This is a genomic window from Brevibacillus halotolerans, from assembly GCF_026891775.1.
Taxonomy (GTDB): domain Bacteria; phylum Bacillota; class Bacilli; order Brevibacillales; family Brevibacillaceae; genus Brevibacillus_B; species Brevibacillus_B halotolerans.
In genome coordinates this window covers 14,813-39,495 of sequence record NZ_JAPTNK010000020.1, presented here as the reverse complement: position 1 = coordinate 39,495, position 24,683 = coordinate 14,813, and the positions used below count along the sequence as shown (strand labels likewise).

Sequence of the window (24,683 nt, the reverse complement as noted above, 5' to 3'; positions counted from 1 at the left end):
GCAACAATAGCCTTCCCATCATGGAAGGCTATTGTTTTATTTAAAATCAGATTTATTACCAGTGGGGACCTGACAGCTTAAGACTGCGAGGCGGCTCTGGAAAGTTCATTTCCTGTTGCTGGTACATTTATTTTTTGCTTCAAAAAATTCTGTTCCTGCTCTTCTGTGATATAGCCTAGCTTTTTCATTCGGCTTAATACCACATGTTGCCGAGTCATTGCCTTATCAGGATATTTGATTGGTGAATAATTTTCTGGTGCTTTTGGTAAGGCTGCAAGCATTGCTGCTTCACTTTCATTAATTGTTTTTAGCTTTGGATCATGTAATCGTACCGTTTTACCAAAATAATATTGTGCTGCTGCTTCTATGCCATATTTTCCATGACCAAAGTAGATATTGTTTAAATACATCTCTAGGATTTCATCCTTAGAATATTGGCGTTCTAAATTCATCGCAATGAAGGCTTCTTTTAGCTTGCGTGTATAGGTTTTCTCATTTGTTAAAAATAAATTTCTAGCTAGTTGCATGCTAATCGTGCTTCCGCCTTGCCGCTTGCTTTCTGACATCGTATTAATCCATAAAGCTCGTCCAAATGCAATGTAATCAATTCCTTTATGGTAATAGTAGCGATGGTCTTCAATCGCAATAAAAGCGTCCTTCAGATAAGCAGGCATCTCATCTGTAGCAACATACGTCCCTTTGCCTCCTAAACTACTTCCTACCGTCTTACTTAAGATCTGTTGGTCTATTAAATAAGAACCGGCTATAGTTACAATAGAGTATGCAATAATCTGGAAAAAAAGCGCAGCAATCAACAATATTACTAACCACTTTGGTACACGTGTACGTCGGGCTTTAGGCTTGCTCTTTTTTAACGGTTGTGCAGTTCCCTGTAAGACATGATTCATGATTGCTGCCTCCTTTCTATTTATAGGACGTTGTTTTCTTTGACATGTTTCGACTTTTGCCTCGTTGTAACCTAATTGTAGTTCAACAATCTTCCCATTACCTATTGATAAGTCTTACAGAAACCTTAAATTTTTGTAAGGTTTCTTGGTTTATAGTTGGGTACTATAACAGAAAAAAGCCTGACTCCCATAAGGAATCAGGCCTTAATAAACTACTCGGGTAAAGCGCATACCTACACAGCTTCGTAAATTTCCTCGTAACGCTTACCGATTTCTTCGTCGTTTAAACCGAATTCTTTCATACGTTTAATCATTACTTGAGCCCAAATGTTTGTGCGTTCAGCAATTTTAGCGAATTTCTTTGCTTCTTTCCCTTTACGCTTAGAGCGCTCTTCGCTGTTTGCCTTTAAGTTATCAAGAATGAAGATCATACGCATGGTATCTTCTTCGCTCAAGTTTTTCCATTCACTATCTAAAAATACCAATACGTCTTTATAATACTTATCAAATTCAAGGAAAGAGATTTCTGTATCCATGTTTAGATATTCTTTCAATTGGTCAAACAATGCATCCATCTTTTTGTAACACTCCCTTAATTGGCTTAAGCACCATTATAACAAAAATGAAGAAGACAGGGAAAGAAAAAAGCACGAATGTTATCAAGTAGTAATTATTTCCAAACAGACGTTTTCGCAAGAATCCCTTTCCAAATATACCCTGATACTCGCTAACTTTCTCTTCTCATTATCTCTCATTCCTCACCTGGAATACCTGCCCTGCTCGGTTCTGCTTGGTGGATTGTTTTTTATTTGTTAGTATAGAAGCTATCGGTTACAATTTCGTGTAGCGTGTATCGTAGTTTCTAAGAAAGAGGTTTGTCTCATGAATAATAGAAGGAACCACCCCAAACAGCACTTTACGAAAAACAACAGGAAATTTACCAGTAAAAATCAAGCTCCAGCCAAACAATATACGGTAAAAGAACCGTCTGAATTACTACCGTTTTTATTACAGCATATTACAAATCTCAGCCGTAACTCCATTAAGTCCCTGTTAACACGTGGTCAGGTATTAGTTAACGATAAAGTTGTGACAACCCATAACCATGTATTGCACCCTGGGCAAACGGTCTGTCTACAGAATAAGAAGGTTTCGGAAACGCCTCCGATGATTGGCATCAAAATTTTATATGAAGATGCTGATGTTATTGTTGTCCAAAAAGAAGCTGGCTTGCTATCAATTGCTTCACCGCAAGAGAAGGAATTAACTGTCTATCGTCAATTAATGGCCTATATTCGTCTTGAGAATCCCCAAAATAGGATTTTCGTTGTGCACCGCCTAGATCGAGACACATCTGGCGTTATGATGTTCGCTAAAAGTGAACGGGTTCAACAGGCACTCCAAAATTCCTGGAAAGACAGTGTCAAGGAACGCTTGTATGTTGCCCTTGTGGAAGGTAATGTGAAAAAGCAAGAGGGAACGATTTCATCCTGGCTAAAAGAAAGTAGTACATTAAAAATGTATTCCAGTCACCGTCCAAATGATGGACAGCATGCTATTACTCACTATAAAGTGCTCCAGTCTGATCGGAATTTCTCCTTGCTGGAAGTCCAACTAGAAACAGGCCGGAAAAATCAAATCCGCGTCCACATGGAAGATATCGGACACCCTATAGTAGGTGACAAGAAATACGGCGCTAAATCTAAGCCAATCGGTCGATTAGGGCTACACGCACGAGTCTTAGCCTTTGTGCATCCTAGTACGGGTGAACTGCTGCGTTTTGAAACAGATATTCCTAAGACTTTTTTTCATCCATTTAAGAAGGAAGTCTAACACGAAAAGTAAGCAAAACCGGTCTAGTTGCTTGACATTCCAATAAACATTTACATATACTGTAAGTGTATAAAAATCTAACATGCTAATGAGGTGTAGAAAAGGATATGATGATTTTATCGACTGTTCTTCTAAGAGATTAGGCTTACTACGGGAGAAGTCTGCCCATTTTTCATAAGCCAATCTGAGGACAGTAGATAAAAAATCTTATTCCTTTCTTTCTAACATTATTGGGTAGTGGGTAAGGTATATTCGCCTTACCCATTTTTATGTTCAGCTAATTGAATATTGTTTTTATCATGCTGTTCTCTCGTTGGCTTTCCATGTGAAAGAATAAGGAGAGAATACGTAATGAGCATATTAGCGGTTGAAAATGTTACACAGATGTATGGCGATAACATTATCTTTCAAAATATAAGCTTTCGACTACTTCAAGGAGAGCATGCCGGTCTAGTTGGCAGCAACGGAGCGGGAAAATCAACTCTCCTTCGCATTTTAGCAGGGGAACTCCTCCCTGATTCAGGGACAGTGAAGTGGCTCTCTCATCTCAAAATCGGTTACCTACAGCAGCATATTCATTTACAGGCTGGCACAACCATTTTGCAGTATTTACAAGGAGCTTTTGCCCATCTGTATGAGATAGAAAAAAAGCTACTTCAAGTAACAGAGGAAATGGCTACCCCTAAAGATAATCTTGAACGATTGTTAGCTCGCTATGGTGAGTTGCAAAGTATTATGGATCACTCTGACTTTTATCAGATAGAAACCAAAATAGAAGAAATTGCTTCTGGACTAGGGATTTATGAGCTTGGTATGGATCGCGATGTGGAAACGCTCAGCGGTGGCCAACGAACAAAGCTTTTGCTAGGAAAGCTTTTATTAGAAGAACCCCATGTTTTGTTACTGGATGAGCCAACAAACTATCTTGATGACGCACATATTGCATGGCTTATTAATTATGTAAAAAGCTATAAGCATGCCTTTCTTGTGGTCTCACATGATCAGCGGTTCCTCAACGAAATCACAACTGCCATCTATCATTTAGAGCATCAGACAATCAAACGATATACAGGTAACTATGATGTTTTCCTAACAAGCTATGCCCAAAATAAACAACAACTACACAATGCATATGAACGGCAACAAAAAGAAATATCCAGACTAGAGAATTTTATTGAAAAAAATCGTGTTCGCAAGGCTAAACAAGCAAAGAGTCGTGAAAAGGCATTAGAAAAAATAGCTCGAATGGAGAAACCCACCTCCTCCATGCAGCCACGCTTTATGTTTCACATTCATTCGGAGCCAGTTAGCCGGATTTTAGAAGCCCGCAATTTACAAATCGGCTATACAGAGCCTTTATTGGGGCCAATTGATTTACGAGTAACCCGAGGTGAAAAAATCGCAATTGTAGGCTATAACGGTATAGGTAAATCTACCATGCTTCGCACATTGCTAGGATATCTGCAACCGTTACGTGGTAGTGTACGAATTGGAGAACGAGTAAAACCAGCATATTTTTCACAAGAAGGATCGGCTTCGAATCAAACACCACTTGAGCAAGTGTGGTCATTACGGCCTGATTTAACACAAAAGGAAATAAGACAGGAGCTAGCAAGATCCGGTCTTAGTGAACAGCATATTCGGCAAAAGGTCTGCTCATTGAGCGGTGGAGAACAAGCGAAGGTCAGAGTATGCGAGCTTATGCTAACAAACAGCAACGTACTCGTGTTAGATGAACCGACGAATCATTTGGATACTGGGGCAAAAGAGGCTTTTAAAGAGGCACTCAAACAATATGAGGGTACAATACTGCTTGTTTCTCATGAGCCTGCGTTTTATGAAGACTGGGTTACGCAAATCTGGCGAGTACAGAATTGGTCCTAAGCGCAAAAGAAAAGGTTTCAACGGGAGTATACCCTCCGTTGAAACCTTTCTTATCATTAAGCTGAACATTGCCAATTATTTGACTTAGATCATTACACGAGACGTTTGCTTCGCTCCATGAGGTAAACGTTCACACTACGTTAATTGCTGAAGAAGATACAGCACTGAGATTAGCTACGATGTACATCTTCAAGTCGCAAAATTTGTACGCTCGTTTGAAGCTTCCCGTTAGGACTTAACTCTCTACTCCCCCTTCTTGCTTTACTACTATCTCACTGGTATCTGCTTGTTGTTGCAACTGCATTTTAAATAAAGGAATCACTACACAGACGGCTATTATGAATAATAGTCCGGAAATTTGATAGCTTGCTTGTAAAGAAACGGCCTCTTTAACCACCCCTGCTAAGCTCATTGTTACGACCATCATTCCTGAAAATAAGGGGCTCAGAACTCCATTTACCCTTCCCACAAATTTTTGCTCAGAGGAAAACAAAATCATGGTATTAATCCCAATTTGAATACAGGGGAAAAATAACCCGTTTACAAATTGAAAGATCAACACAATCCAAAAGCTTTGCGTAAGGCTAATACCACATACGGAAAATGCACTGCTCAAAAGCCCCAATGCAAGTAGTTTTTGTGGTGCAATTTTTTTTGAAAGAGTCATTACCACTGCCCCTCCAAGGAGCATAGCTGCCCCCGTCGTTGTGAACAACCATTGCAAGTTCTCTTTCGGTAATCCTAATTGTTCTACAACTACAAAAATACCTAATGGCTGGATAAGACCTACAGCCAAACCCACTCCTATAAAACACATGCTTAACCGGCGTAAGACAAATTTAGACCATACATACCGTAAACCATCCTCCATTTCTTGGAGCAGGCTTGTTTGACCATGGTTCTGTTCTGGACGCTGATCTTTTGGCAATTGATACAGGACGGCTGCCGATAATAAAAAGGCAATCCCTGTTACTCCAATAGAAATTGTAATGCCGAAGCTTTGATATATCATTGTTCCAATCGCTGGACCAAGAATCATAAAAATTGCTACCAGGGTTTGAAACATAGCCATTCCGGCCTGCATTTGTTCAGCCGGTACATGCTGTTTAAACAGCTTCATGGCAGACGGCTGTGAGAATTGCGATAAAATCGCAGAAAACAATGTAACAAAAAAAATAGCCTTCCACGATCCAAACATTAGCGTTCCCAATACACAAAATACAGAAATGGCACTTAATATGTCGCACCATACCATTGTCCGCTTTGGTCTCCAGCGATCAGCAAATGTCCCGCCAATAAATGAAAAAATAAAGATGGGGGCAAACTCTGCCACTGATATCAAAGAGACGATATACGGGTCATTATTTGTAATCTCCATGACGTAGAGAAGGACAGCAAAATTACGAACCCACGTACCAATCTGTAGAAAAATTCCTGATAAGAGAATAACGCGTATAAACGTATGTGAAAAAATATGCGGTTGTTTTATTGTTTCCACCATATTTCCCCCTATTTTTGAAAGAAAAAAGAGATAGTCACAGTTTGCTATCTCCATTCATCCCCTGTTGAAAATTTTTATTCGTAAAAAGCTACTGGTATAACTACAGAACGCCTTCTTCTCTGAAAAAACTTTAAGCAAAAATGTACCCCTATTACTACCTCAAGGGGGACTCCAATTAGCGAAAAACCACGCTTCAGCTCCTATTGTGCTGTGCTATGATAACCCGCTTCCCCATAAGGTTGTAGCTTGACTAACCACTTTTCGTACATCTTGTTTAATTCATCAGCAGGGTCAAAATATCCCTCTTTCTTTTCCTTTAGCTCCTCCAAAACCTCAAAAATAAAAGCTTCCTCTCCATATTCATTCCATTCCTGCTGTAGCTGTTTATTTGGATGAGTACCTGTTTTTAATTGAAAGTACCGACCGTTCATCATCTTTAAATTAGGCGTACTTCCTACAAATATTTTTTGATTGCGGATGTTTTTAATTTGATATACTCCTCCCACTGGCTTGGTTTCTTTGTATTGGCGTTTTAATTCCGCTTTTCTGCTTGTAGACATCATAATTTTCCTTTCTGTGTAAGATATGGCTGTCAGAAATACCTTCACCTAAAATCAAACATGTTTTTTATTTGTTTATATAATAATAGACATTAGATGTTTTTGTCTATAACTAAATGTGATTATTGATTTATGTTCCCCATTCTTTCTTTTCATTCATCTCCTTTTTCATCAGCTTACTGTTGTCATAGCAAGTTAATCGTCTACTAGCGGGGAAAAACACTTTGCTTCTCCCTTTATTGGTAAATTTCGTTTTCTCCTTACCTACAGAGGAGCTATAATGGTGGGGATGGACAGAATATCACCTAATGGAACAGGAGGTAGCAAATGAAGCCGATTGTAGAAATTGCAAATCACGTAGGTATTACTGAGGATGATCTGGAGCTGTATGGGAAATACAAGGCTAAGCTATCATTAGATGCATGGGAAAAACGAAAGGATCAAGCAGATGGAAAATTAGTGTTAGTGACTGCCATGAACCCTACACCTGCTGGAGAAGGTAAAACACTGACAACTATTGGACTCTCTCAGGCACTAAATCATATTGGTAAAAAAACAATAGCCGCCTTACGCGAGCCTTCACTAGGGCCATGCATGGGGATGAAAGGCGGAGCTACAGGCAGTGGCAATGCTCAAATACTACCCGCAGAAGAAATCAATCTACATTTTACAGGCGATATTCATGCCATTACAGCAGCGCATAATTTATTATCCGCCCTTATTGATAATCACCTTTTTCAACATAATTCACTACGACTTAATCCAAGCAAAATCGTCTGGAAACGAGCACTCGATATGAACGATCGTTCACTCCGACATATTGTAGTTGGATTAGGCGATACGAATGGCGTAGTTCGTGAAGACGGCTTTATGATCACTACAGCATCAGAGATCATGGCCATCCTTTGTTTAAGCGAAAGTTTGGAAGATTTAAAAGAACGTCTGGGTCAGATCATTATCGGTTATGACCTGGATGATAACCCAGTAACAGCTAAGCAATTAGAAGCTATCGATGCTATGACTGTTCTTTTAAAAGAAGCAATCAAGCCTAACTTCGTACAAACCACTGAAGGAACTCCTGTCATTGTGCATGGTGGGCCTTTTGCCAATATCGCTCACGGCTGCAGCAGTGTAATTGGTACCAAACTTGCTCTGAAGCTAGCCGATTATGTAGTAACAGAAGCTGGATTTGGTGCTGATCTTGGTGCTGAAAAATTCTTTGATATTAAATGCAGGAAAGCTGGCCTCACACCTCAGGCTGCTGTACTAGTCATTACTGTAAAAGCAATTAAATATAACGGAGGTGTAACAAAAGACGAGCTGCAAAAAGTCAACCTGCCTGCTTTGGAAGCCGGTTTTGCTAACGTGCAGCGTCACATCGAAAACTTACAAAAATTTGGTGTGCCTGTGGTAGCAGCGATTAATCATTTTGCAACAGATTTTCCTGAAGAGGTCGCTTTTGTCAAAGAAAAATGTCAGACTCTCGGTATCGAAGTGGCAGTCTCAAATGTGTGGGCAGATGGTGGTGCTGGCGGTGTGGAACTTGCTGAGAAGCTAGTTAGGGTGCTGGAGGAAGCTCCTTCTCACTATAAGCCCCTGTACGACTTAAACAAACCCATAACAGATAAAATCAAAACGATTGTGACCGAAATCTATCGTGGCTCTGATGTTTCCTTTTCACCAGCAGCCATGAAAACGTTAGGTAAAATTGAAGAGTTAGGGTTGTCAGACTTGCCTATTTGCATGGCTAAAACGCCTTATTCCTTCTCAGATCAAGCCAGCTTATTAGGAGCTCCTGCGGATTTCGTAGTGAATGTAAGTGAAATTCGTCTCTCGGCCGGCGCTGGATTTATCGTGGTTCTTACGGGAAATGTGTTGACCATGCCAGGATTGCCAAAAGTACCTGCTGCTCAGCATATTCGCTTAGATAAGAATGGACAAGTAACAGGACTAATGTAGAATGTAGATAAGCACTCCCCCTTTACGTAGACGATAAGAATAACTTATCTAGTTACGTAAAGGGGGATTTTCCTATAAAAAAATCAAGAACACCCTAATTGATATTGATACTATTACTTCCAAACATATCTTTTAGCTTCGATTTTGCCTCTACAAATTTGGGTGACTGGACCACATCGGTGTCCCCCTCCTGCTGATCTTGATGAGTCATAATAATATCCAATACATAAGAATATATGGTAAGCTCATCAGGGTTTAAATTATTAATCCCATATTTACCTATATAATCAAGAATAAATTGTGATTCTTCAGAGTTTGTGCCGGTATTGTAGCTGATCTTTTTATCTAGCATATTGTAAATCGCTATAGATTCTTCCCAAAATAACCGACCTACACTAGCTGGCTTACTTGTGCCATTTGCGGGTATCGTAAAATTAACTACAGCAATTGTAGCTACTCCCATCACTCCTAAAATGAGAAGGACAATAAGACACCCCATCACTGGCGACATTTTAAGCCGTTTTCCACAATGCGGGCAAATCTCAGCCTTTACTGCAATCTGCTTTTGGCAAACCTTACAGCTAGTAAGTAGCTGTTTCTCTGCCGCTTTCTGTAATTGATTTTGTCTAACAATCAAAAAAACAAGTAAGCCAATTAGTACAATAAAAACGGTTATAAATCCCATAATTACAGCAATAGACAAGCATAGCACTCCATTCCTAATAAGATGTCAAGATTGGCAAACAGTACTTTTCTCTCTTGTTAGCTGGCTGAAGCTATTAGTCTCGGGATAAAAATATCGTTTCCTGCTCTCGTTTCTTTTTTTCTAGATAGGAATACAATCCAAGTTTATTAAAATGGATTATACATTTATTCTATATTTTCACAAAAATATGTATAAACAAGAAAATTATATCATGTCAGGTTAGGAGTTTCACTATTGCTTGTTGTAATTCATCATGAGAACTTCAGTAATAGGTCCAATTATAGTTAATAAGCTACTACACCATGTTATGGATACTGCAAACAGCTAGATCAGTTTGAAATCGGCGACGATACCATCTCATGGATTAAAAACAAGGGTTTTCTCGGCTCAATAGCTTGTAAAAGGACTATATACAATGGAAGCGGCCACTCTTACAATTGTGACCGCTAGTGTTGGTTTTATTCTCAAAAAACTCAGAAATTTATTAAGCTTCCAGTAGCACCTTTTGCTCAGGTTGCTCCAGTGTCGCTAGTAACACCTTTTGCTCCTGCACCAGTTTGTAATTATAATACGATGCCATCAACAACTATATCTAAAGTTGATGCAGAAGGAATCTTATTAATAAGAACCACTGCTTCAGTGCCGTTACAGGTACAACAGAAATTGTTTCGTAGATAGTAGTCCAGTTACGATGTTTGTAATAATGCGATGCTATCAACTACTATATCTGCAGTTGCTGGAGAAGGAACATTATTAATAAGAACCACTGCATCAATCGCCGTTAGAGGTACAATTGAAGTTGTTTCGTAAATGGTAGTCCAATTTTTATTATTCGTGTTATCAGGAAGATGATCAAACGGAATTGTCGTACTCAAACCGATACTAACAGGGAGAGCAACTATATTTAAATAAATGATTGAAATATCTACCTGAGGGCTTGGCAACCCCCCTGTTTTTGCGATTGATAGAAAAAATTCAAAACTCTCTCCGGGTACTACCGGTACTAATTGAGTCAAGAGACTACTAGTCGTACCTCCGAGTAATTGTGCAGAAAAATTACCTGTGTGACTGTGCAGGTTAGTAATGGATACATTTGAAGAACCCCATGGGGTAAGGGTTCCCGTTTCAAAATCTCCATTTACAATTCTATTGATAAAGGACATATAAATCACCACTTTCATAATAAATATTATTGGTGCTATTGCATTATATGGTGATTTTCTATTTTTGAAAGGGCATGTACCATCAGATAAAAACACATATTTTGAATGGAATAGATTATTATTGTCTGACGACGCACAAAAATTATGTAATAAGTTATAAAGAATCAAATTTATGTCGTAAAAATAAGAACGCAAACTTGATTCTTACCTGCGTATTTAAAAGCAAGAAGGAAAAGGGTGAATAATTACAGAATTCCACATTAGTAAAGGAGGACTTTTGAATCTTTTGGAATGAAACCAAATGGGGTGATCTTTCTTTACTATCAACATCACTCACTAAGTATCGCCATTAGTTGATTCTACCGTTTCAGCAAACCCTTGGTGATAGGTATAGAATCCACTCAAAATGTATCTCTTAAAGAGAATGTAACAATCTGATAATGTTAGGAGTAGGAGATCACGCAGATGAAACCGATGTATGTCGCTCTATTACTTTTTACAAGCTTTCTCTGGAGTGGCAATTTTGTAGTGGGTAAATTTTTGGTAAACCATGCATCCTCCATGACCTTAACCAATTTACGCTATATGATTGCCGTCATTGTATTAATTCCTGTAGTCTACCTAGTGGAAAAACGCCTCCTACCACCTCGCAGGGCGATCTTACCGCTCATCCTGATGGGAGCTACTGGCGTGGTCTTATTTAATTTATTTATGTTCTGGGCCCTAGAGCGTACTGCTGCAACAAATGTCGGCTTACTCTCTACACTTAATCCCATCTCAATTGCTATCTTTTCTTTTCTTTTATTGCGTGAGAAAATGAAGGCTTTACAGATAGGCTCAATGATTCTGTGCTTTACAGGGGTCCTACTGGTACTCTCTAAGGGAGATTGGCATGCCCTGTTGTCACTTCGCTTTAATTCTGGAGACCTTTTGATGTTAGCCGCTGTAGCTACCTGGGGGCTTTATTCTGTAGCGGGGAGATGGGCTATGCGCGATGTTTCTGCACTAATGTCCACTTTGTATTCTGGATTCTTCGGGGTCTTGATGCTGTTGCCCTTCAATTTCAATAGCTTTACAATCACTAATCTTAATGCTGAGTTTATTTGGGGCACATTGTATATCAGTGTATTTGCGACTGTTATTAGCATGGTGCTTTGGAACATGGGGGTTAAGCAGCTTGGCGGGACCACAGCAGGGATGTTTCTTAATTTTAATCCCATTTTTACGGCGTTATTAGCCTTATTGCTGCTAGATGAGCAGATGACCTGGACTCAGGTATATGGGAGTTTAATTGTCATTCTAGGGTGCTTTTCCTTCACACGCTTTCAAAATATTTCCTTACCCTTAAAAAAGCTTACCAAATCTGAAAGGTAATTCACAAGATTTTATAGATCGCCGTCAGTAATCACATATTTCTGCAAAAAAAGACCTCCCCTTTTTTAACAAAAGGAAGGTCTTTTTTTACCTTGTCACTCACGATAAGCATTATCGCTGGTGATGAATTTATTCATTATTCACCTGTGACAAAGCAAAATCAACTGCTTTTTCCGCGTGTATCCGCGTAGTATCAAATAATGGAACAGTTGCATCCTCTGCGTTCACTAACAAGGTAATTTCCGTACACCCAAGGATAATCCCCTCTGCTCCCGCTTTCACTAGGGAATCCATAATTTCCCGATAAGCTTGACGTGATGCGCTGGTAATGATCCCTTTACAAAGCTCGTCAAAAATCACCTGATGAACAATATCTCGCTCTTTCTCCTCTGGTACAATAATTTCGATGCCCTGGTCTTTCATCTTTTCAATAAAAAAGTCCTGTTCCATCGTAAATTTCGTACCCAGCAATCCTATTTTCCGCAGCTTTTGTTCCCGAATCTTTTCTGCTGTGGCATCTGCGATATGTAAAAAGGGAATGGTAACGGAGGCAGAAATTTGTTTGGCAATTTTATGCATGGTATTGGTACAAACTAGCAAACATTCTGCCCCAGCCTTCTCAAGATGCTGTGCCGCTTGACCTAATATAGCCGCAGCATCGTCCCAACGTCCTTCTTTTTGACACTGAACAATCTCTTCAAAATTAACTGAGTATACAACACATTTGGCTGACGCAAGAGCTCCGACTCGTTGATTCACCATCTGATTGATGTGCTTATAGTATTCAGTAGTAGATTCCCAGCTCATACCGCCTAACAGACCGATTGTTTTCATGCTGTATCCTCCTTCTTCCCCGTTTTTGATAGATTTTGACAAGTTTATCATGAAGCCCTGAGACTGACAAGATAATGAAGACAGCACAAAGCACGAACTGTACCAAAACAAGCCTGTTTACATAGAAAAAAGCAAGATCATGAAAGGCATGAATCGCCCTTTTATTGATCTTGCTTTTTTCGATTAGCGCTCTTCTTCTACTTGCTCTGCTTTTTTCGGCAGTAGAATCGTTACAAACATCCCAATAATTGCTGTTACAAATAGAGCATGAAAAACCTTGATTAAACCAGTTTCCATATGTCCTTGTAATAGATACATATTAAATACAGCACCAAACATCGTAATCCCTACAGTTTGTCCCATCGTTCTCATGAATTGTACGGAACTAGTCGCGACACCACGTTGGCGCCAGACGACGCTACTTTGTACTGCAATTGTGATAGCAGTCATTGTCAGCCCAAAGCCCAGTCCCAGAATAAACATTAAGAAGCCAATATAGAACACAGATGTTGCTGGCGTAAGGAATGATAGGAGAAGTTGACCAATCAAAAAGAAAACTCCACCAATTGCCACCAGCCATTTATATCCCAAGCGACTGTAATAACGTCCACCTACAGAAGCTGCTAATGGCCAGCCAAGAGATAATGGCAGAACGACAATCCCCGCAAGCGTTGCGGATAAGCCAACAATATTGATAAGCCAGTTGGGCATATAAACAGATACACCAATTAATAAAGCTCCATGTAAAACAGAAATAGCCTGCGAAGTTGCAATTAAACGACGCTTAAATAAGGATAATGGAAGCATCGGTTCTGGTGTGCGTCTTTCAATAGCAAGAAAGATGCAAAATAGAACAAGGCTGACGATCAGTAAGGATATGGTTGTAGCATTAAAAGTAATCCCTTGTCCCTCACCCTCTGCTAAGAGTGTGTACAGGAACGAAACTAAACTGCCAGTGAAGAATAATGCTCCCCAATAATCGATATGAACCGTTTTAGGAGTAAGCTCTTCCTTGAAATATTTTGAAATCATAAAGATGCTAACAAGTCCAATTGGAATATTAATATAAAAAATCCATTCCCAAGCCACATAATCTACGAAAAAACCGCCAATTACAGGCCCTACGATTGCCGCTACTCCCCATACCGCACTAAATAATCCCATCAATTTAGCACGTTCTTCCTGTGTGAACAAATCGCCAATAATTGTCATAGTGATCGGTTGAACAGCTCCAGCTCCCAAGCCCTGAATACCTCGGTATAGCATGAGCTGTGTCATAGAGCCAGACAAGCCGCATAAAAATGAACCTGTTAAAAAAACAGTCGTACCAAATAAGAAGATTTTTTTTCGTCCAAACAAATCAGCTAGCTTTCCATAAATAGGTGTCGTAACAGCCGTTGTTAGCAAATAGATGGAAAATACCCAGGAAATGAGGGTTGTTTGTCCCAAATCATTTGCGATGGCAGGCATTGCCGTTGTTACTACAGTCGTATCAATGGCTGTTAAAAATGTCGTTACCATCAAAGCGGTCAGGATGCTTCTTTTAGAACGTACCATATTCGTACTCCTTTTTCTTCCTAAACGTAATTGCTATTTTCTATACATAATAGTTGATTATGTTTCACAAAAAGACAATTGTCAATCGTTTCTTTCCAGCTCACTCCCCTCCTTTGTTTTCATATGAAAAGAAATAACCCCCCGATAGCGGAGGGTAGACAGCACACAAATATTATTCCCCAAAAGGAATCAAATTTGTAGCAGCAACTACTTAGGGTATCAATTCTTCTTTTTGTATAGAAAGAAATAACTCCTTTAACTCATTAGGCAATTCAACCGCACGCCGTTCAGTCTGATCAATCATCACCATTGTAACAAGGCCATCTGCGACCAAACCCTTCTTCTCATGATGCAGTTCGTGCTTGATGACAAAGCTCCGTTTGCCTACGTTAACCAAGGTAGTGTGAATCGTAATCTCATCACCCATGACAAGCTCACTTCGATAATTGACATTCATATTCACAACTACCGGGAAAATATGCCGTCTCTGTAGCTCCTCTATAGTATATCCCTCAGCGATTAACCAGTCAAAGCGAGCCCATTCCATATATTCCAAATATTTGGCGTTGTTCACATGACCAATAAAATCAACTTCTGTAGAACGAACCGTAAAAGCAAAGGTATGTGCCATGTCTGTAGCCTCCTTATTTTCCCTTTTTTTGATTATATACGATTCTTGTAGAGCTTGAACATTTTTCTTTTTTGCTTGCGTGAAATTTCAAAAATTATCTCATATAATAAAGGACAAGGCTATGTATCCATACGTTAAGGAAGGGTGTGTCCCATGATTGTTCAAGAATTAGCACCACAATACCATGCTACTCATCAAAAGCGTTATCTAGCTTTATTGCAGGGAATCAGTGAGGAACATCTATCGTGGAAACTTCCTCCTGCCACTAATTCGATCGGGTTTCTTATCAGGCACATCGCTGAGGTAGAGTATGCTTTTTCTCAGATGTTTTTTAACCAAACACCTGCTAAGGAAGAAGGCATCTTTACCTTAGGCAAGGTTACAGACACAGGAGTCTGGGTTAACCTAAACGATTTGATGGATTACACGGAACGCGCTAGCCAATTCCTCTTGCAATCAATGGAATTATTACCGGAAGAAAGCTGGGATCAACCAGTCGAATCTCGTATTGGTGTCATGCCCCCGCGTGATGCCTTTGGTCTATTACTTTATCATAAAGGATATCACGCTGGTCAAATTGGCTGGATTAAAAAATACGGAGCGCAATCCTAATATGAGTCTATCCTTTTATCAGGATCAATTGCTGATCAATTCGTTAGAGCAACAGGAGCTGCCTCGTGCCGTTGAAATATATAACAGCAATCCGAACTATAATGTACTTACAAACGGAGAACCTACATTAACTCTCGCTGAACTAAGCCGAGAATATGAGGACGCAAACCAATATCCAACCGGTCATTGGCTAGCTATTCGGTACGAAGATAAAATCATTGGCCTCTCGCATATTCTGTTGGAAAATCCAAACGACCAAAAACCTTGGATTGGTTTATTGCTGATAGATTCCAGCTATCAGGGCAAGGGATACGGGAAAAAAGCCTATCTAATGCTAGAAGAGTATTTTCGTTCATTGGATAAAAAGACCGTACATATCGGTGTCATCACCTCCAATCAACGCGCATTAGATTTTTGGGGAAAATTAGGTTTCGAACAGTATCGGCAGGTGACTGCTTCAGTAGGGAAGCTGACGCAGCCGGTCTTATGCATGGCAAAATTTCTATAACAAAATGAAAAACCGACTTATCCTGTTTGAGGAGAGGCCGGTTTTTCATCTATGATTCATTTTCTAGCAAGGGGTATGCACATAGCCTACACATCCTATGCTGAAATAGAAATAGAGGGGATGCAACCTAAGCATCCTTCTTTTTATTTATTTACGAAGTTTGATTACCGTTTCACGTAATTGTTCCGTATCAATCGGTAATACTTCCACTTCATCCAAATTTTTCACTTTGTTAATTAATTCATTTACAGACTGATCCGGGATGTCACGTCCTCTAATTTGACGTAGAAAATCAAGTTGAGAAAAGGTTCTCCATAATACGAACAAGCGTTGACCAGTAAGCTCCATTTCGTTTCTCTCCCCACAACTAGAATAATTATAATTATACTACATTTATACCCCATTTTTCCTGCTTTAAAAAACTTCAATTTTCTTATAAAAAACTGGTTTATGTATCTTCTGATCATTTTACCTCAGAAGCTTATAAACCATGTTAACCAATAGCGATTCAGCCATCGTGAACAACCAACCTTATTATATCGCACTCCTCCAGGATTTGTTAATAGCTTCCGATAATCCATCAAAAGATGTGATATAAGCATAGCAAAATTGATCACTGACTTCATGTGCCATCTACTGGAAGATATGTATCTGCATTATTCAACACGCGAAAGATAAAACAAGCCAAGCTTCCATGCATAGACACAGGTTAAATTGTACCCGCTTTCATCTCTATGCATAAACTTGGCTTTTACATCATATTACAACCCTATAGTTATCATGCCTTGCGTGATTAACGACTAAATAGACCCTTGATTACAAATGCTACATTGGCTGGACGCTCCGCCAAACGACGCATGAAATATCCATACCAATCATTACCATACGGAACGTACACACGCATTTTATAGCCCTCTTTTGCCAAATCTAGCTGGGACTGTGGACGGATACCATACAGCATTTGAAATTCAAATTGATCCCGCGAAAAACCCATCTCCTTTTCTAATTGCTTCACATAGGCAATAATGGCATCATCATGTGTGGCAATCGCTGCATAATTACCATTTTGGAGATGCTGCTTAATAATTTTCTTGTAATTCTCATCAACATCTACTTTTGCTGGATACGCTACCTCTGGTGATTCCTTGTAAGCACCCTTTACCAAACGTAGATTAACTTTTTTATCTTTCACACTCTCCACATCATTCTCTGATTTATAGAGGTATGCTTGAATAACAGTGCCAACATTATCATAATCCTGTAATAGTTCATGCAGGATTTCCAAGGTCACTTGATTATGAGCATAGTCCTCCATATCAATGCGCACAAAAATATTCCCACATTGCTTGGCTGTATCTAAAATTCGGCGCATGTTGCCAACACATAAGTCACGGCTAATATCCAAGCCCAATTGTGTCATTTTAAGCGAAAGATTACAGTCCACTTTAGATTCATAAATGGCTTCTATCGTTTTCATGCAATAATCAGCGGATTCATTAGCCTCTTCTACGCTAAACACAAACTCTCCAAGATGATCCAGCGTGCAAACCAGCCCTTTTTGATTTAATTCACGGACACCACGAATGGCTTCTGCGATTGTTTCTCCCGCCACCACACGTTTGGCGCCAAAACGAAGCCCCCATTTCTTTGCCGCTTTATTTAATCCCTGATTTTTAGAAAGGAATAAGAAAAAGTTCTTTAAGATTTGTTCCATCATTACATCCCCCTCAAGCTGCTTTACCAGTACATTTACTTTCTGCTTTATATACCAAGCAAGCATCGTGCCAATCGAGCGAGTTCGGGAAAAATCTCATAAAATCGTCAATTTCTAACCTTTCTGGTGTCCCGTCGTATGAAAACACATAGTATTTTGACATTTATGTACACTTTTGTTCAAAATCATGTACACTAATGATTAAAGAGTGTCCTTTTTGTGAAAGTATCAATCATAATGTCAAACAGCACAGGTGATCTCATGAAATCCTTCTTCTCGTTACAAATGAAGGTAACCGCTTGTATGTTACCGCTTTCTTTCTCTGAGGATGTGACAAGTCAATCTAACACTGCTGGGGATGTCATGCATTCTTACTTGCCTGAATATTGCGCCATTCCTAGTTCACATACGCTATGGCAGGCCTTTTTATGTGCATCTAGCTTTCTTTCGCAATTAACAGCTCCAGCTATCCACTCAAAGCTATTTGTGTTGGATTCCGCAGACGGCAAGCCTCTTGGCTATCTGCCCTTTAGTCAATTATTTGAGATCATTGGCACTGTCGCCAGCAATCAAGAAGCTCTCCTTCATACTTTATTGTCGACTATGAGCGAGGCGACCACCATTGTAGACTCTTTTAATCAGGTTGTTTATTGGAATCCAGCAGCTGAAAAGATGTATCAAATCAAAAAAGAAGATGTTGTGGGCACTTCGTTGGATAACCATTTTGCTAGCGAATCTATTCGCTTAAAGATTGCATTATCAGAGGGATCGGCTGTCCAAAGGCTCTACCATATCCCGCGTCCCAATCAACACGTTTTGATTAACTCAGCCCCAATCATTCAATCATCAGAGATTATTGGAGCCATCTCCATTGAGCAGGACATTACTGAATTAGTCAAACTGCATGAGGAATTAACTAATACAACAGAGCATTTACACAATTTGCAGCAGGAAATGACTCGTTACCAAGCTCCCACTGATCCATTTTTCCCTATCAAGGGACATTCGCCTGCTTTACAAACAGCTATGCAGACAGCCCGAAAGGTCGCCGTAACCGATGCTACTGTCCTTATATATGGAGAAAGCGGAGTGGGTAAGGAACTATTTGCTCAGGCTATTCATCAGGTAAGTAAACGCAGTCAAAAATCTTTTGTAGCCATTAACTGCGCAGCCATTCCTGCCGCCTTATTTGAAAGCGAGCTTTTTGGCTATCAGGGGGGAGCTTTTACGGGAGCCGAACGAAAAGGGAAACCTGGAAAGATTGAGCTGGCTCATGAAGGTACGCTTTTTTTAGACGAGATTGGGGAATTACCGCTAGAATTGCAAGCGAAGCTATTACGTGCCCTACAGGAGCGACAATTCTATCGTGTCGGTGGAACAGAACCGATTTATGTGAATACACGAATCATTGCGGCTACAAACAAAAACCTAGAAAAAATGGTGGCAGAGGGACGTTTTCGTGAGGATTTATATTATCGATTAAATGTTTTTTCTCTAGAGCTTCCGTCGTTGCGGGAACGTTCAGAGGATATTTTAGAATTGGTTCCGATTTTCCTGCATGAATATTCTCTTGCTAATAATCAAGCAGTGCCCCGCATTATGCCAGATGTGATGCAAGCGCTCCTTGACTATCATTGGCCCGGAAACATTCGTCAGCTCCGCAACATCATTGAGCGTTTATCCATTTTACAAGAAAATGGAGTCATTACTTGGGAGCATCTTCCTGCCGCATTAAAGAACGCTCACGAACGTAATTCGGATCATCCGACCAAATCCAGTAGCTCATCAGCTACAGAGCTGTCTTCAGCCTATATAGCAGCCACTGTATCTCCTTCTGCCAGCAGCCAAACTACTTCTGAGATATATGGCTTACACAGCGAATATGTACCGGCTCGGTTGGAAAAGGGGAGCGATATGGAAAAAATAAAAATATTACAGGCATTAGAACGCACTTATGGAAATAAAAAAGCGGCCGCGGAGCTACTAGGAATGTCACGCGGTACGCTTTATAACAAAATGAGAAGGTATGGACTTGTAGAGGAATCAATCAAACAATAACATTACACTTACACTAAGACACATTGATGTCTCGTATGTTTCGTTTCATACTTTTCCTGTTTTGTGGCAAAAGGTGACGTTGTAGGATCACAGCGCCTATCCTTGAAAAGGGCTAGCATGCTACCACAAAGTAAAGCGAGGCTTGGCACCAACGCTACCAAGCCTCCTCCTAAAAGTGGAAACAATTGTCCAAACGACGCTATTTATCGACCATAAGCTTTGATTCTGGTTGTAAAATAAAAATTTGCAGAATGGCAACAAGCTTACCCTTCTACATGTGGGCTACATACGAATCCGAGCATTTCGCAAAAAGTAAGACCCGATGGCTGCTAAAATCCCTAGAGAAATAAAACCGGCGTAATACGTAAATAAATCTTTTTCAATTACAGTTGAGGCAAAAAGTCCACCAAGTAAGGCAAAGCACAGAATAGCTCCCCCGTAAAACACAGGCTCTAACGCTGGAAACATAATAACTTTGCCATTATTCTCTAATCGATTGCGCTGATATAAGAAAATACCGAGTCCTAATGTAACAAGCAAATGCAAAATCGGAATCAAAAAAGGTGACGATAGCTTTCCAAACATGTTTACTACTACTACTGGACTTGTCAACAAGATAAGATTGATTGGAAATAAGTCAAAGTTCAATTCGATGCCAAAATTCATTTGTAAAAACCCGTTAGTTAAGAAGGCAATTCCAACAGGAAAGATACTAAAGATTAGGGACAGCATGGCTTGAACCATTGTTCCCCCCGCTAAGGTTCCAATCATCAGGACAAAGCTATAAAAAGCGATGAGAGCTAATGATGACTGAAGTAAAGGATAAAGATGCTCCTTCAAAATGAAGAATTCTTGGAATGGAGAAACCAGGATAACGATCATATCAATTAAAGTATTCAATACTAAACTAATAACAATCGTTGATGCCCCTAGCATCCATTTGGTCAAATATATATCTCTGCGTGAAAAAGGCATAGAGAAAGTAAAATCGTTTACTAGGCTTCTTCTCTCCGATCCCATCAATGTCAAAGCAATCAACAACAGTACTGGAAAGCTAGCAAATAGATAATTTGAATTATTAGTAGCAAAGTAAAAAAACTCTGCTCCTTCTTTTTTTAATCGAGCTACATTCATGATAACCTGGTTTTCAGTTAGAAATAAGGTATTCTGCATACGGGTGAAGCCCATACACAGAAAGGTAATAAACGGTAACAACCATATCATTGATTTACTCTGTTTCCATTCCTTTAGCCATAATGCTTTATGAAACATAATCGTCACCACCTAGCTTGGTAATAAATAAATCTTCTAAATCAACTGGTAATTTTTCTAATAAGAGTGGTTGTTCCTCTTGTAATCGAGCTAATGCTGAGCCTGTTGGATCCTCCAGTAATAAGGTATGTACACGCCCTACCTGCTGAAGAAGATATACCTGCGGCAGGTCAAGCAATGTCTGTGGAGCTTCTCCTTTAAAAACCACCTGAAACTTCTTAAATCTCTCTTCAGTATCTGCTTGCGAAGTGGTCGCTTCAACACTTCCTTTTTTGATCATGATAATCATGTCAGCTATTCTTTCTAGCTCTTCAAGTTGGTGTGAAGAAATGATAAAGCTTACTTCACGTTGGGCAACTTCTTCAACAATCATGCCTAGTACCTGTTTTTTGACTATCGGATCAATTCCGTTTGTCGGTTCATCTAGTATAATCATGGATACCTTTGAGGAGAACGCTAAGATAAGTGACGCCAGAGCTTTCATTCCTTTAGAAAATTGACGAATTTTTTTTCGTCTTGGAAGCTTAAAGCGCTCCATCAACGTTACATAGTGAGCATAATCAAAGTTAGGGTACATAGCTTTGTACAGCTTAGCGCATTCATCAGGTGTATAAAAATGCAACGCTTCTGGAGAATCTGGAACAAAAAGCATGTCTTTTTTACACTCCGGGTGCTGGTGGATAGAGCGACCATCCAGATCCACACTTCCCCCATCCGTATCCAAAATTCCCATGATCGTACGCAGCAAGGTTGTTTTACCCGACCCATTACGACCTACAAGACCTACAATCACACCCCTAGGTATCTCAAAGCTAATGTTATGTAATATCTCTTCCTCATCAATTACTTTACTTACATTATATAAACTAAGCATTTGAATCACCTCGTAATTCTAACATGTACTTCTCAACCCACTCTTGTACTTGCTGTGTGCTAATCCCTAGGTAACTTGCTTCAATAACGATTTGTTTTAAGGATGCCTGGAATTTATCCAAACGCTCTGTTTCCATCCGAGGAACCTGTTGCTTAGCGACGAAAGTTCCTTTTCCACGCAACGTCTCGATAATTCCTTGCCTTTCCAATTCCTGATATGCCTTACTCACTGTATTTGGATTAACAACAATCATGCCGGACAGTTCTCGTACCGATGGCAATTTTTCTCCCTCCTGTAATATACCTTTTAGAATCAACTCTTTTATCTGCTGAATGATCTGTTCATAAATGGGCGAAGGACTTCGTTCATTAATCAGAATCATGATAATCAACCACCTCTTACAGTTCGGTGTGTACTATATCATGTAGTACAATTAATACACTACTTCTTTTTGTGTTTGGTGTCAATCCCTTTCACAACTACAGCCCAAAAGCACAGTCACATCATACACCTCTTCTTTTCTTGCATACAAAAAAAGCCCTTACCAACCTAATAAGATTGGCAAAGGCTTATGAAGATAGGTTGTGTTTGGAAAATACTACTGTTACCGACACTTCCAAATTCAGAAAATGTAAAACAAACCGAAAAAATAAGGTATAATAGGAACACCGTCAACAAAGGAGGTATTCCCTAATGAATCAATATAAATTGGTGACTTTTTTCCTTGCAGTGTTAGTTGCCTTCTGCTTGGTAGGAGTAGGTGTCTTTATTGGACTGAAAAGCGCACTTGGTATCATTGGCTGCTTGGTATTGGCAACCTGTTTGATGGGGTTCGGATTTTCTTATAAAAAGAAACATCTTCGTCCATAAATTATGTTTCCTTCCGGCGAATAAATAGGCTGTTTACGTAAAATAAAAAAGAAGTAAAACTGCTTGCCTTTTTTAATAAACGCTTGGAAATCGTATAAATTTGCGGCTGTTGCCGATTCACTTTCTGATCAGCCAAATAAAAGGCAAGTAGCCCGTCAACGATCATGCGGTGAAACGCAGGATGAGGCAATTGATCAATGCTTTGTTTGGCTCGTTCAATAAAGTATTGCAGCCGCTCATACGCTTCTTCATCAGATTGATAATAGCTGACAAAGTTTAAATCCCCACCTTCTCGATCCTCTTCTAAATCAATCAGGTAATCTAGCAAAATATGTACGCCGCCTATCCAAGGAAAATAGGCATGATGTAATGCTTCTATTTCCTTAGGATCAACCGCAGGCTCTGTTGCCAAGCAAAACAATGCAAAAATACCAATGGTCGAGCCAGTCGCCGCAGCAAACTCTTGCCATTCTATCTCTGGATAGCTTTCCTTATACTGATCCCACCATGTTAATAAGGCTTCTTCCCGTTTCTCTAAAGCGATATGTTTATATACCTGCAAATCGCTATACAGTGTAGATAAATTCACAATATGCTGCTGAACATCTTTATAGGAAGGTAGCTTTCGGACCATTTCTTGACATCGCAAAACTAATGCATTCAAAAAGCCGCCGTCATCCTTTTCCTCACGAAATTCATAGTAATCCCTTAGCGGTGCATCAGGAGTTAGTGCATCCTGCATGGAGTAATGTAGCTGACGAAAATCAATTGGATCAAGTGACGTACTACGATCACACAAATTATCTAGATAATCACTGATAGTCTGATAAGCTACGATTAGCTTGACCAGTGTTTCTTTATAAGCCATAACCTGAGAAGCATAAACAGAACCACCCTGACAATGAAATTTCTTGGTATCCATGCTAGCTATGGCTTGTTTTCGAAGCTCCCTATCCGGGATTTCTTTCGCTCGTTCATACCAATAAGCGAACTCTTGCTCAAGCAAGGGCAAAATATAGCGATAGACGCGATAAAGTAACTGCCAAGGCTTATGAATCGGTTTCGCTTGCAAGCTAAAGTTCCTCCTTTGGTTTTTTGCTATAAAATATCTTAACATATCTCTGGAGGAAAAATCTGCTTTATCTCCTTGTGTAACCAATTTGATATATCTTTAATACGAGGCTTCCTAAGATTTTACAGCCTTTAATCCATAGGCTCCTTGGCTATCCATCATTCGTATTTACTTACATATAGATGAAATGGTCTTCTTCATGTACTTGTGCATCACCTCAACCAGTGGATACTTTCCATTATGGATGCACCAATCAAAAATAATCCCTCTTGATAGCATAATTAAATATTCAAGTATTTCTTCCTCTTTTAAATCCATGGTTAATTCTTGTCTAGCTCGCCCCTGACTGATAATTTCCTGAAGCTTTGTCCAAGTAGAAGAAGGTTTCAAAGTAAACAGTCGATTATTTCCATGATAAAGCTGCTTATTAATGTGCAATCCCAGCTCAGATGTATGCTTGGCTAATTGAACAAAAAAATGTAAGAGCCGATCTTTTGTTGGCTCTTGTTTTTCGTCAGCTTGTATATCAAGAGCAAAGCGTTTATCGATTTCCTGAAATAAGCAAAGATAAATCTCTTCCTTGGAACTAAAGTAATAATAAAATGTTCCCACTGATACACTTGCTTTCTTACTAATTTCCTCGATAGAGATACTCTCATAATCTTTTTCTTTTATCAAATCCAGAGCTACATGATAAATTGTGCGTTTTGTTTCCATGGCTTTTTCTTGTCGCTTGGTTAATTTTCTTTCCGGCATCGTATTTATTCTCCTAGTTAACGTGTACGTATTGGAA

Annotated in this window: 24 protein-coding genes; 8 read left to right on the top strand and 16 right to left on the bottom strand. The window is 39.5% G+C overall.

The window, feature by feature from the left end; translation table 11 throughout:
* Positions 1 to 77 precede the first annotated feature (77 nt).
* Entirely contained in the window at positions 78 to 908 is an 831-nt protein-coding gene (locus tag O0550_RS20230) for a transglycosylase domain-containing protein (RefSeq protein ID WP_003344062.1), read from the bottom strand.
* 233 nt (positions 909 to 1,141) lie between these two features.
* Positions 1,142 to 1,483, bottom strand: coding sequence for a hypothetical protein (locus O0550_RS20225; protein WP_003335453.1), 342 nt, complete (start codon positions 1,481 to 1,483; stop codon positions 1,142 to 1,144).
* A 307-nt stretch (positions 1,484 to 1,790) separates the two neighbouring features.
* On the opposite strand from O0550_RS20225, the gene O0550_RS20220 reads away from it, so the two are divergent.
* Together O0550_RS20220 and O0550_RS20215 are read left to right on the top strand one after the other, a co-directional pair.
* The gene (locus O0550_RS20220; RefSeq protein ID WP_163246335.1) at positions 1,791 to 2,741 is read left to right on the top strand and encodes an RluA family pseudouridine synthase; all 951 of its coding nucleotides are present in this window, start codon (positions 1,791 to 1,793) and stop codon (positions 2,739 to 2,741) included.
* A 351-nt stretch (positions 2,742 to 3,092) separates the two neighbouring features.
* Positions 3,093 to 4,625: an ABC-F family ATP-binding cassette domain-containing protein gene (locus tag O0550_RS20215; RefSeq protein WP_258427149.1), complete on the top strand. Its 1,533-nt coding sequence runs from the start codon at positions 3,093 to 3,095 to the stop codon at positions 4,623 to 4,625.
* A gap of 235 nt (positions 4,626 to 4,860) precedes the next feature.
* Here the strand turns inward: O0550_RS20215 and O0550_RS20210 are convergent, their stop codons facing one another.
* A complete protein-coding gene (locus O0550_RS20210) occupies positions 4,861 to 6,126 on the bottom strand; it encodes an MFS transporter (RefSeq protein WP_258427148.1) in 1,266 nt (421 codons plus the stop codon).
* A 200-nt stretch (positions 6,127 to 6,326) separates the two neighbouring features.
* On the bottom strand, positions 6,327 to 6,689 hold the full coding sequence (locus O0550_RS20205) for a GIY-YIG nuclease family protein (RefSeq protein WP_003335457.1): 363 nt from the start codon (positions 6,687 to 6,689) through the stop codon (positions 6,327 to 6,329).
* A 324-nt stretch (positions 6,690 to 7,013) separates the two neighbouring features.
* On the opposite strand from O0550_RS20205, the gene O0550_RS20200 reads away from it, so the two are divergent.
* Complete coding sequence (locus O0550_RS20200) at positions 7,014 to 8,645, top strand: formate--tetrahydrofolate ligase (protein WP_258427147.1); 1,632 nt, start codon at positions 7,014 to 7,016, stop codon at positions 8,643 to 8,645.
* 94 nt (positions 8,646 to 8,739) lie between these two features.
* On the opposite strand, the gene O0550_RS20195 is transcribed toward O0550_RS20200, so the two are convergent.
* Positions 8,740 to 9,357, bottom strand: coding sequence for a zinc ribbon domain-containing protein (locus O0550_RS20195; RefSeq protein WP_258427146.1), 618 nt, complete (start codon positions 9,355 to 9,357; stop codon positions 8,740 to 8,742).
* Between the two features lie 680 nt (positions 9,358 to 10,037).
* Positions 10,038 to 10,709 (bottom strand): NTTRR-F1 domain, encoded by a 672-nt coding sequence (locus tag O0550_RS20190; RefSeq protein WP_258427145.1) that lies wholly within the window; start codon positions 10,707 to 10,709, stop codon positions 10,038 to 10,040.
* Positions 10,710 to 10,979: 270 nt separating this feature from the next.
* Between O0550_RS20190 and O0550_RS20185 the strand changes: the two genes are divergently transcribed.
* Positions 10,980 to 11,888 (top strand): DMT family transporter, encoded by a 909-nt coding sequence (locus tag O0550_RS20185; RefSeq protein ID WP_096887976.1) that lies wholly within the window; start codon positions 10,980 to 10,982, stop codon positions 11,886 to 11,888.
* A gap of 129 nt (positions 11,889 to 12,017) precedes the next feature.
* Here O0550_RS20185 and O0550_RS20180 read toward each other — a convergent pair whose 3' ends face one another.
* The 3 genes from O0550_RS20180 to O0550_RS20170 all read right to left on the bottom strand — a co-directional run bounded on the left by O0550_RS20180 (position 12,018) and on the right by O0550_RS20170 (position 14,910).
* Positions 12,018 to 12,722, bottom strand: coding sequence for an aspartate/glutamate racemase family protein (locus tag O0550_RS20180; protein WP_096887975.1), 705 nt, complete (start codon positions 12,720 to 12,722; stop codon positions 12,018 to 12,020).
* A 183-nt stretch (positions 12,723 to 12,905) separates the two neighbouring features.
* Positions 12,906 to 14,279, bottom strand: coding sequence for an MDR family MFS transporter (locus tag O0550_RS20175; protein WP_003344045.1), 1,374 nt, complete (start codon positions 14,277 to 14,279; stop codon positions 12,906 to 12,908).
* Between the two features lie 211 nt (positions 14,280 to 14,490).
* Positions 14,491 to 14,910 (bottom strand): acyl-CoA thioesterase, encoded by a 420-nt coding sequence (locus O0550_RS20170; protein ID WP_346659911.1) that lies wholly within the window; start codon positions 14,908 to 14,910, stop codon positions 14,491 to 14,493.
* A 153-nt stretch (positions 14,911 to 15,063) separates the two neighbouring features.
* Between O0550_RS20170 and O0550_RS20165 the strand changes: the two genes are divergently transcribed.
* A complete protein-coding gene (locus O0550_RS20165) occupies positions 15,064 to 15,522 on the top strand; it encodes a DinB family protein (protein ID WP_258427144.1) in 459 nt (152 codons plus the stop codon).
* A gap of 1 nt (position 15,523) precedes the next feature.
* On the top strand, positions 15,524 to 16,030 hold the full coding sequence (locus O0550_RS20160; protein WP_258427143.1) for a GNAT family N-acetyltransferase: 507 nt from the start codon (positions 15,524 to 15,526) through the stop codon (positions 16,028 to 16,030).
* A gap of 147 nt (positions 16,031 to 16,177) precedes the next feature.
* On the opposite strand, the gene O0550_RS20155 is transcribed toward O0550_RS20160, so the two are convergent.
* Both O0550_RS20155 and O0550_RS20150 read right to left on the bottom strand, forming a co-directional pair.
* The gene (locus tag O0550_RS20155) at positions 16,178 to 16,378 is read right to left on the bottom strand and encodes a hypothetical protein (protein ID WP_003335469.1); all 201 of its coding nucleotides are present in this window, start codon (positions 16,376 to 16,378) and stop codon (positions 16,178 to 16,180) included.
* 445 nt (positions 16,379 to 16,823) lie between these two features.
* Positions 16,824 to 17,744 (bottom strand): proline dehydrogenase family protein, encoded by a 921-nt coding sequence (locus O0550_RS20150; protein ID WP_003344041.1) that lies wholly within the window; start codon positions 17,742 to 17,744, stop codon positions 16,824 to 16,826.
* A 261-nt stretch (positions 17,745 to 18,005) separates the two neighbouring features.
* Between O0550_RS20150 and O0550_RS20145 the strand changes: the two genes are divergently transcribed.
* The gene (locus tag O0550_RS20145) at positions 18,006 to 19,802 is read left to right on the top strand and encodes a sigma-54 interaction domain-containing protein (RefSeq protein WP_258427163.1); all 1,797 of its coding nucleotides are present in this window, start codon (positions 18,006 to 18,008) and stop codon (positions 19,800 to 19,802) included.
* Positions 19,803 to 20,084: 282 nt separating this feature from the next.
* Here the strand turns inward: O0550_RS20145 and O0550_RS20140 are convergent, their stop codons facing one another.
* The 3 genes from O0550_RS20140 to O0550_RS20130 are packed head-to-tail and all read right to left on the bottom strand — an operon-like array spanning position 20,085 to position 22,330.
* The gene (locus O0550_RS20140; protein ID WP_022585673.1) at positions 20,085 to 21,074 is read right to left on the bottom strand and encodes an ABC-2 transporter permease; all 990 of its coding nucleotides are present in this window, start codon (positions 21,072 to 21,074) and stop codon (positions 20,085 to 20,087) included.
* Complete coding sequence (locus O0550_RS20135) at positions 21,064 to 21,948, bottom strand: ATP-binding cassette domain-containing protein (RefSeq protein WP_101667429.1); 885 nt, start codon at positions 21,946 to 21,948, stop codon at positions 21,064 to 21,066. Before O0550_RS20135 ends, O0550_RS20140 begins: the two co-directional genes overlap by 11 nt.
* On the bottom strand, positions 21,941 to 22,330 hold the full coding sequence (locus O0550_RS20130; RefSeq protein WP_101667428.1) for a GntR family transcriptional regulator: 390 nt from the start codon (positions 22,328 to 22,330) through the stop codon (positions 21,941 to 21,943). The genes O0550_RS20135 and O0550_RS20130 overlap by 8 nt, the downstream gene beginning before the upstream one ends.
* Before the next feature lie 311 nt (positions 22,331 to 22,641).
* Between O0550_RS20130 and O0550_RS20125 the strand changes: the two genes are divergently transcribed.
* On the top strand, positions 22,642 to 22,818 hold the full coding sequence (locus tag O0550_RS20125) for a DUF5325 family protein (protein WP_003335475.1): 177 nt from the start codon (positions 22,642 to 22,644) through the stop codon (positions 22,816 to 22,818).
* 1 nt (position 22,819) lies between these two features.
* On the opposite strand, the gene O0550_RS20120 is transcribed toward O0550_RS20125, so the two are convergent.
* Together O0550_RS20120 and O0550_RS20115 are read right to left on the bottom strand one after the other, a co-directional pair.
* The gene (locus tag O0550_RS20120; RefSeq protein ID WP_003344035.1) at positions 22,820 to 23,890 is read right to left on the bottom strand and encodes a tetraprenyl-beta-curcumene synthase family protein; all 1,071 of its coding nucleotides are present in this window, start codon (positions 23,888 to 23,890) and stop codon (positions 22,820 to 22,822) included.
* Between the two features lie 168 nt (positions 23,891 to 24,058).
* Entirely contained in the window at positions 24,059 to 24,646 is a 588-nt protein-coding gene (locus O0550_RS20115; protein WP_258427142.1) for a TetR/AcrR family transcriptional regulator, read from the bottom strand.
* Between the last annotated feature and the right edge of the window lie 37 nt (positions 24,647 to 24,683).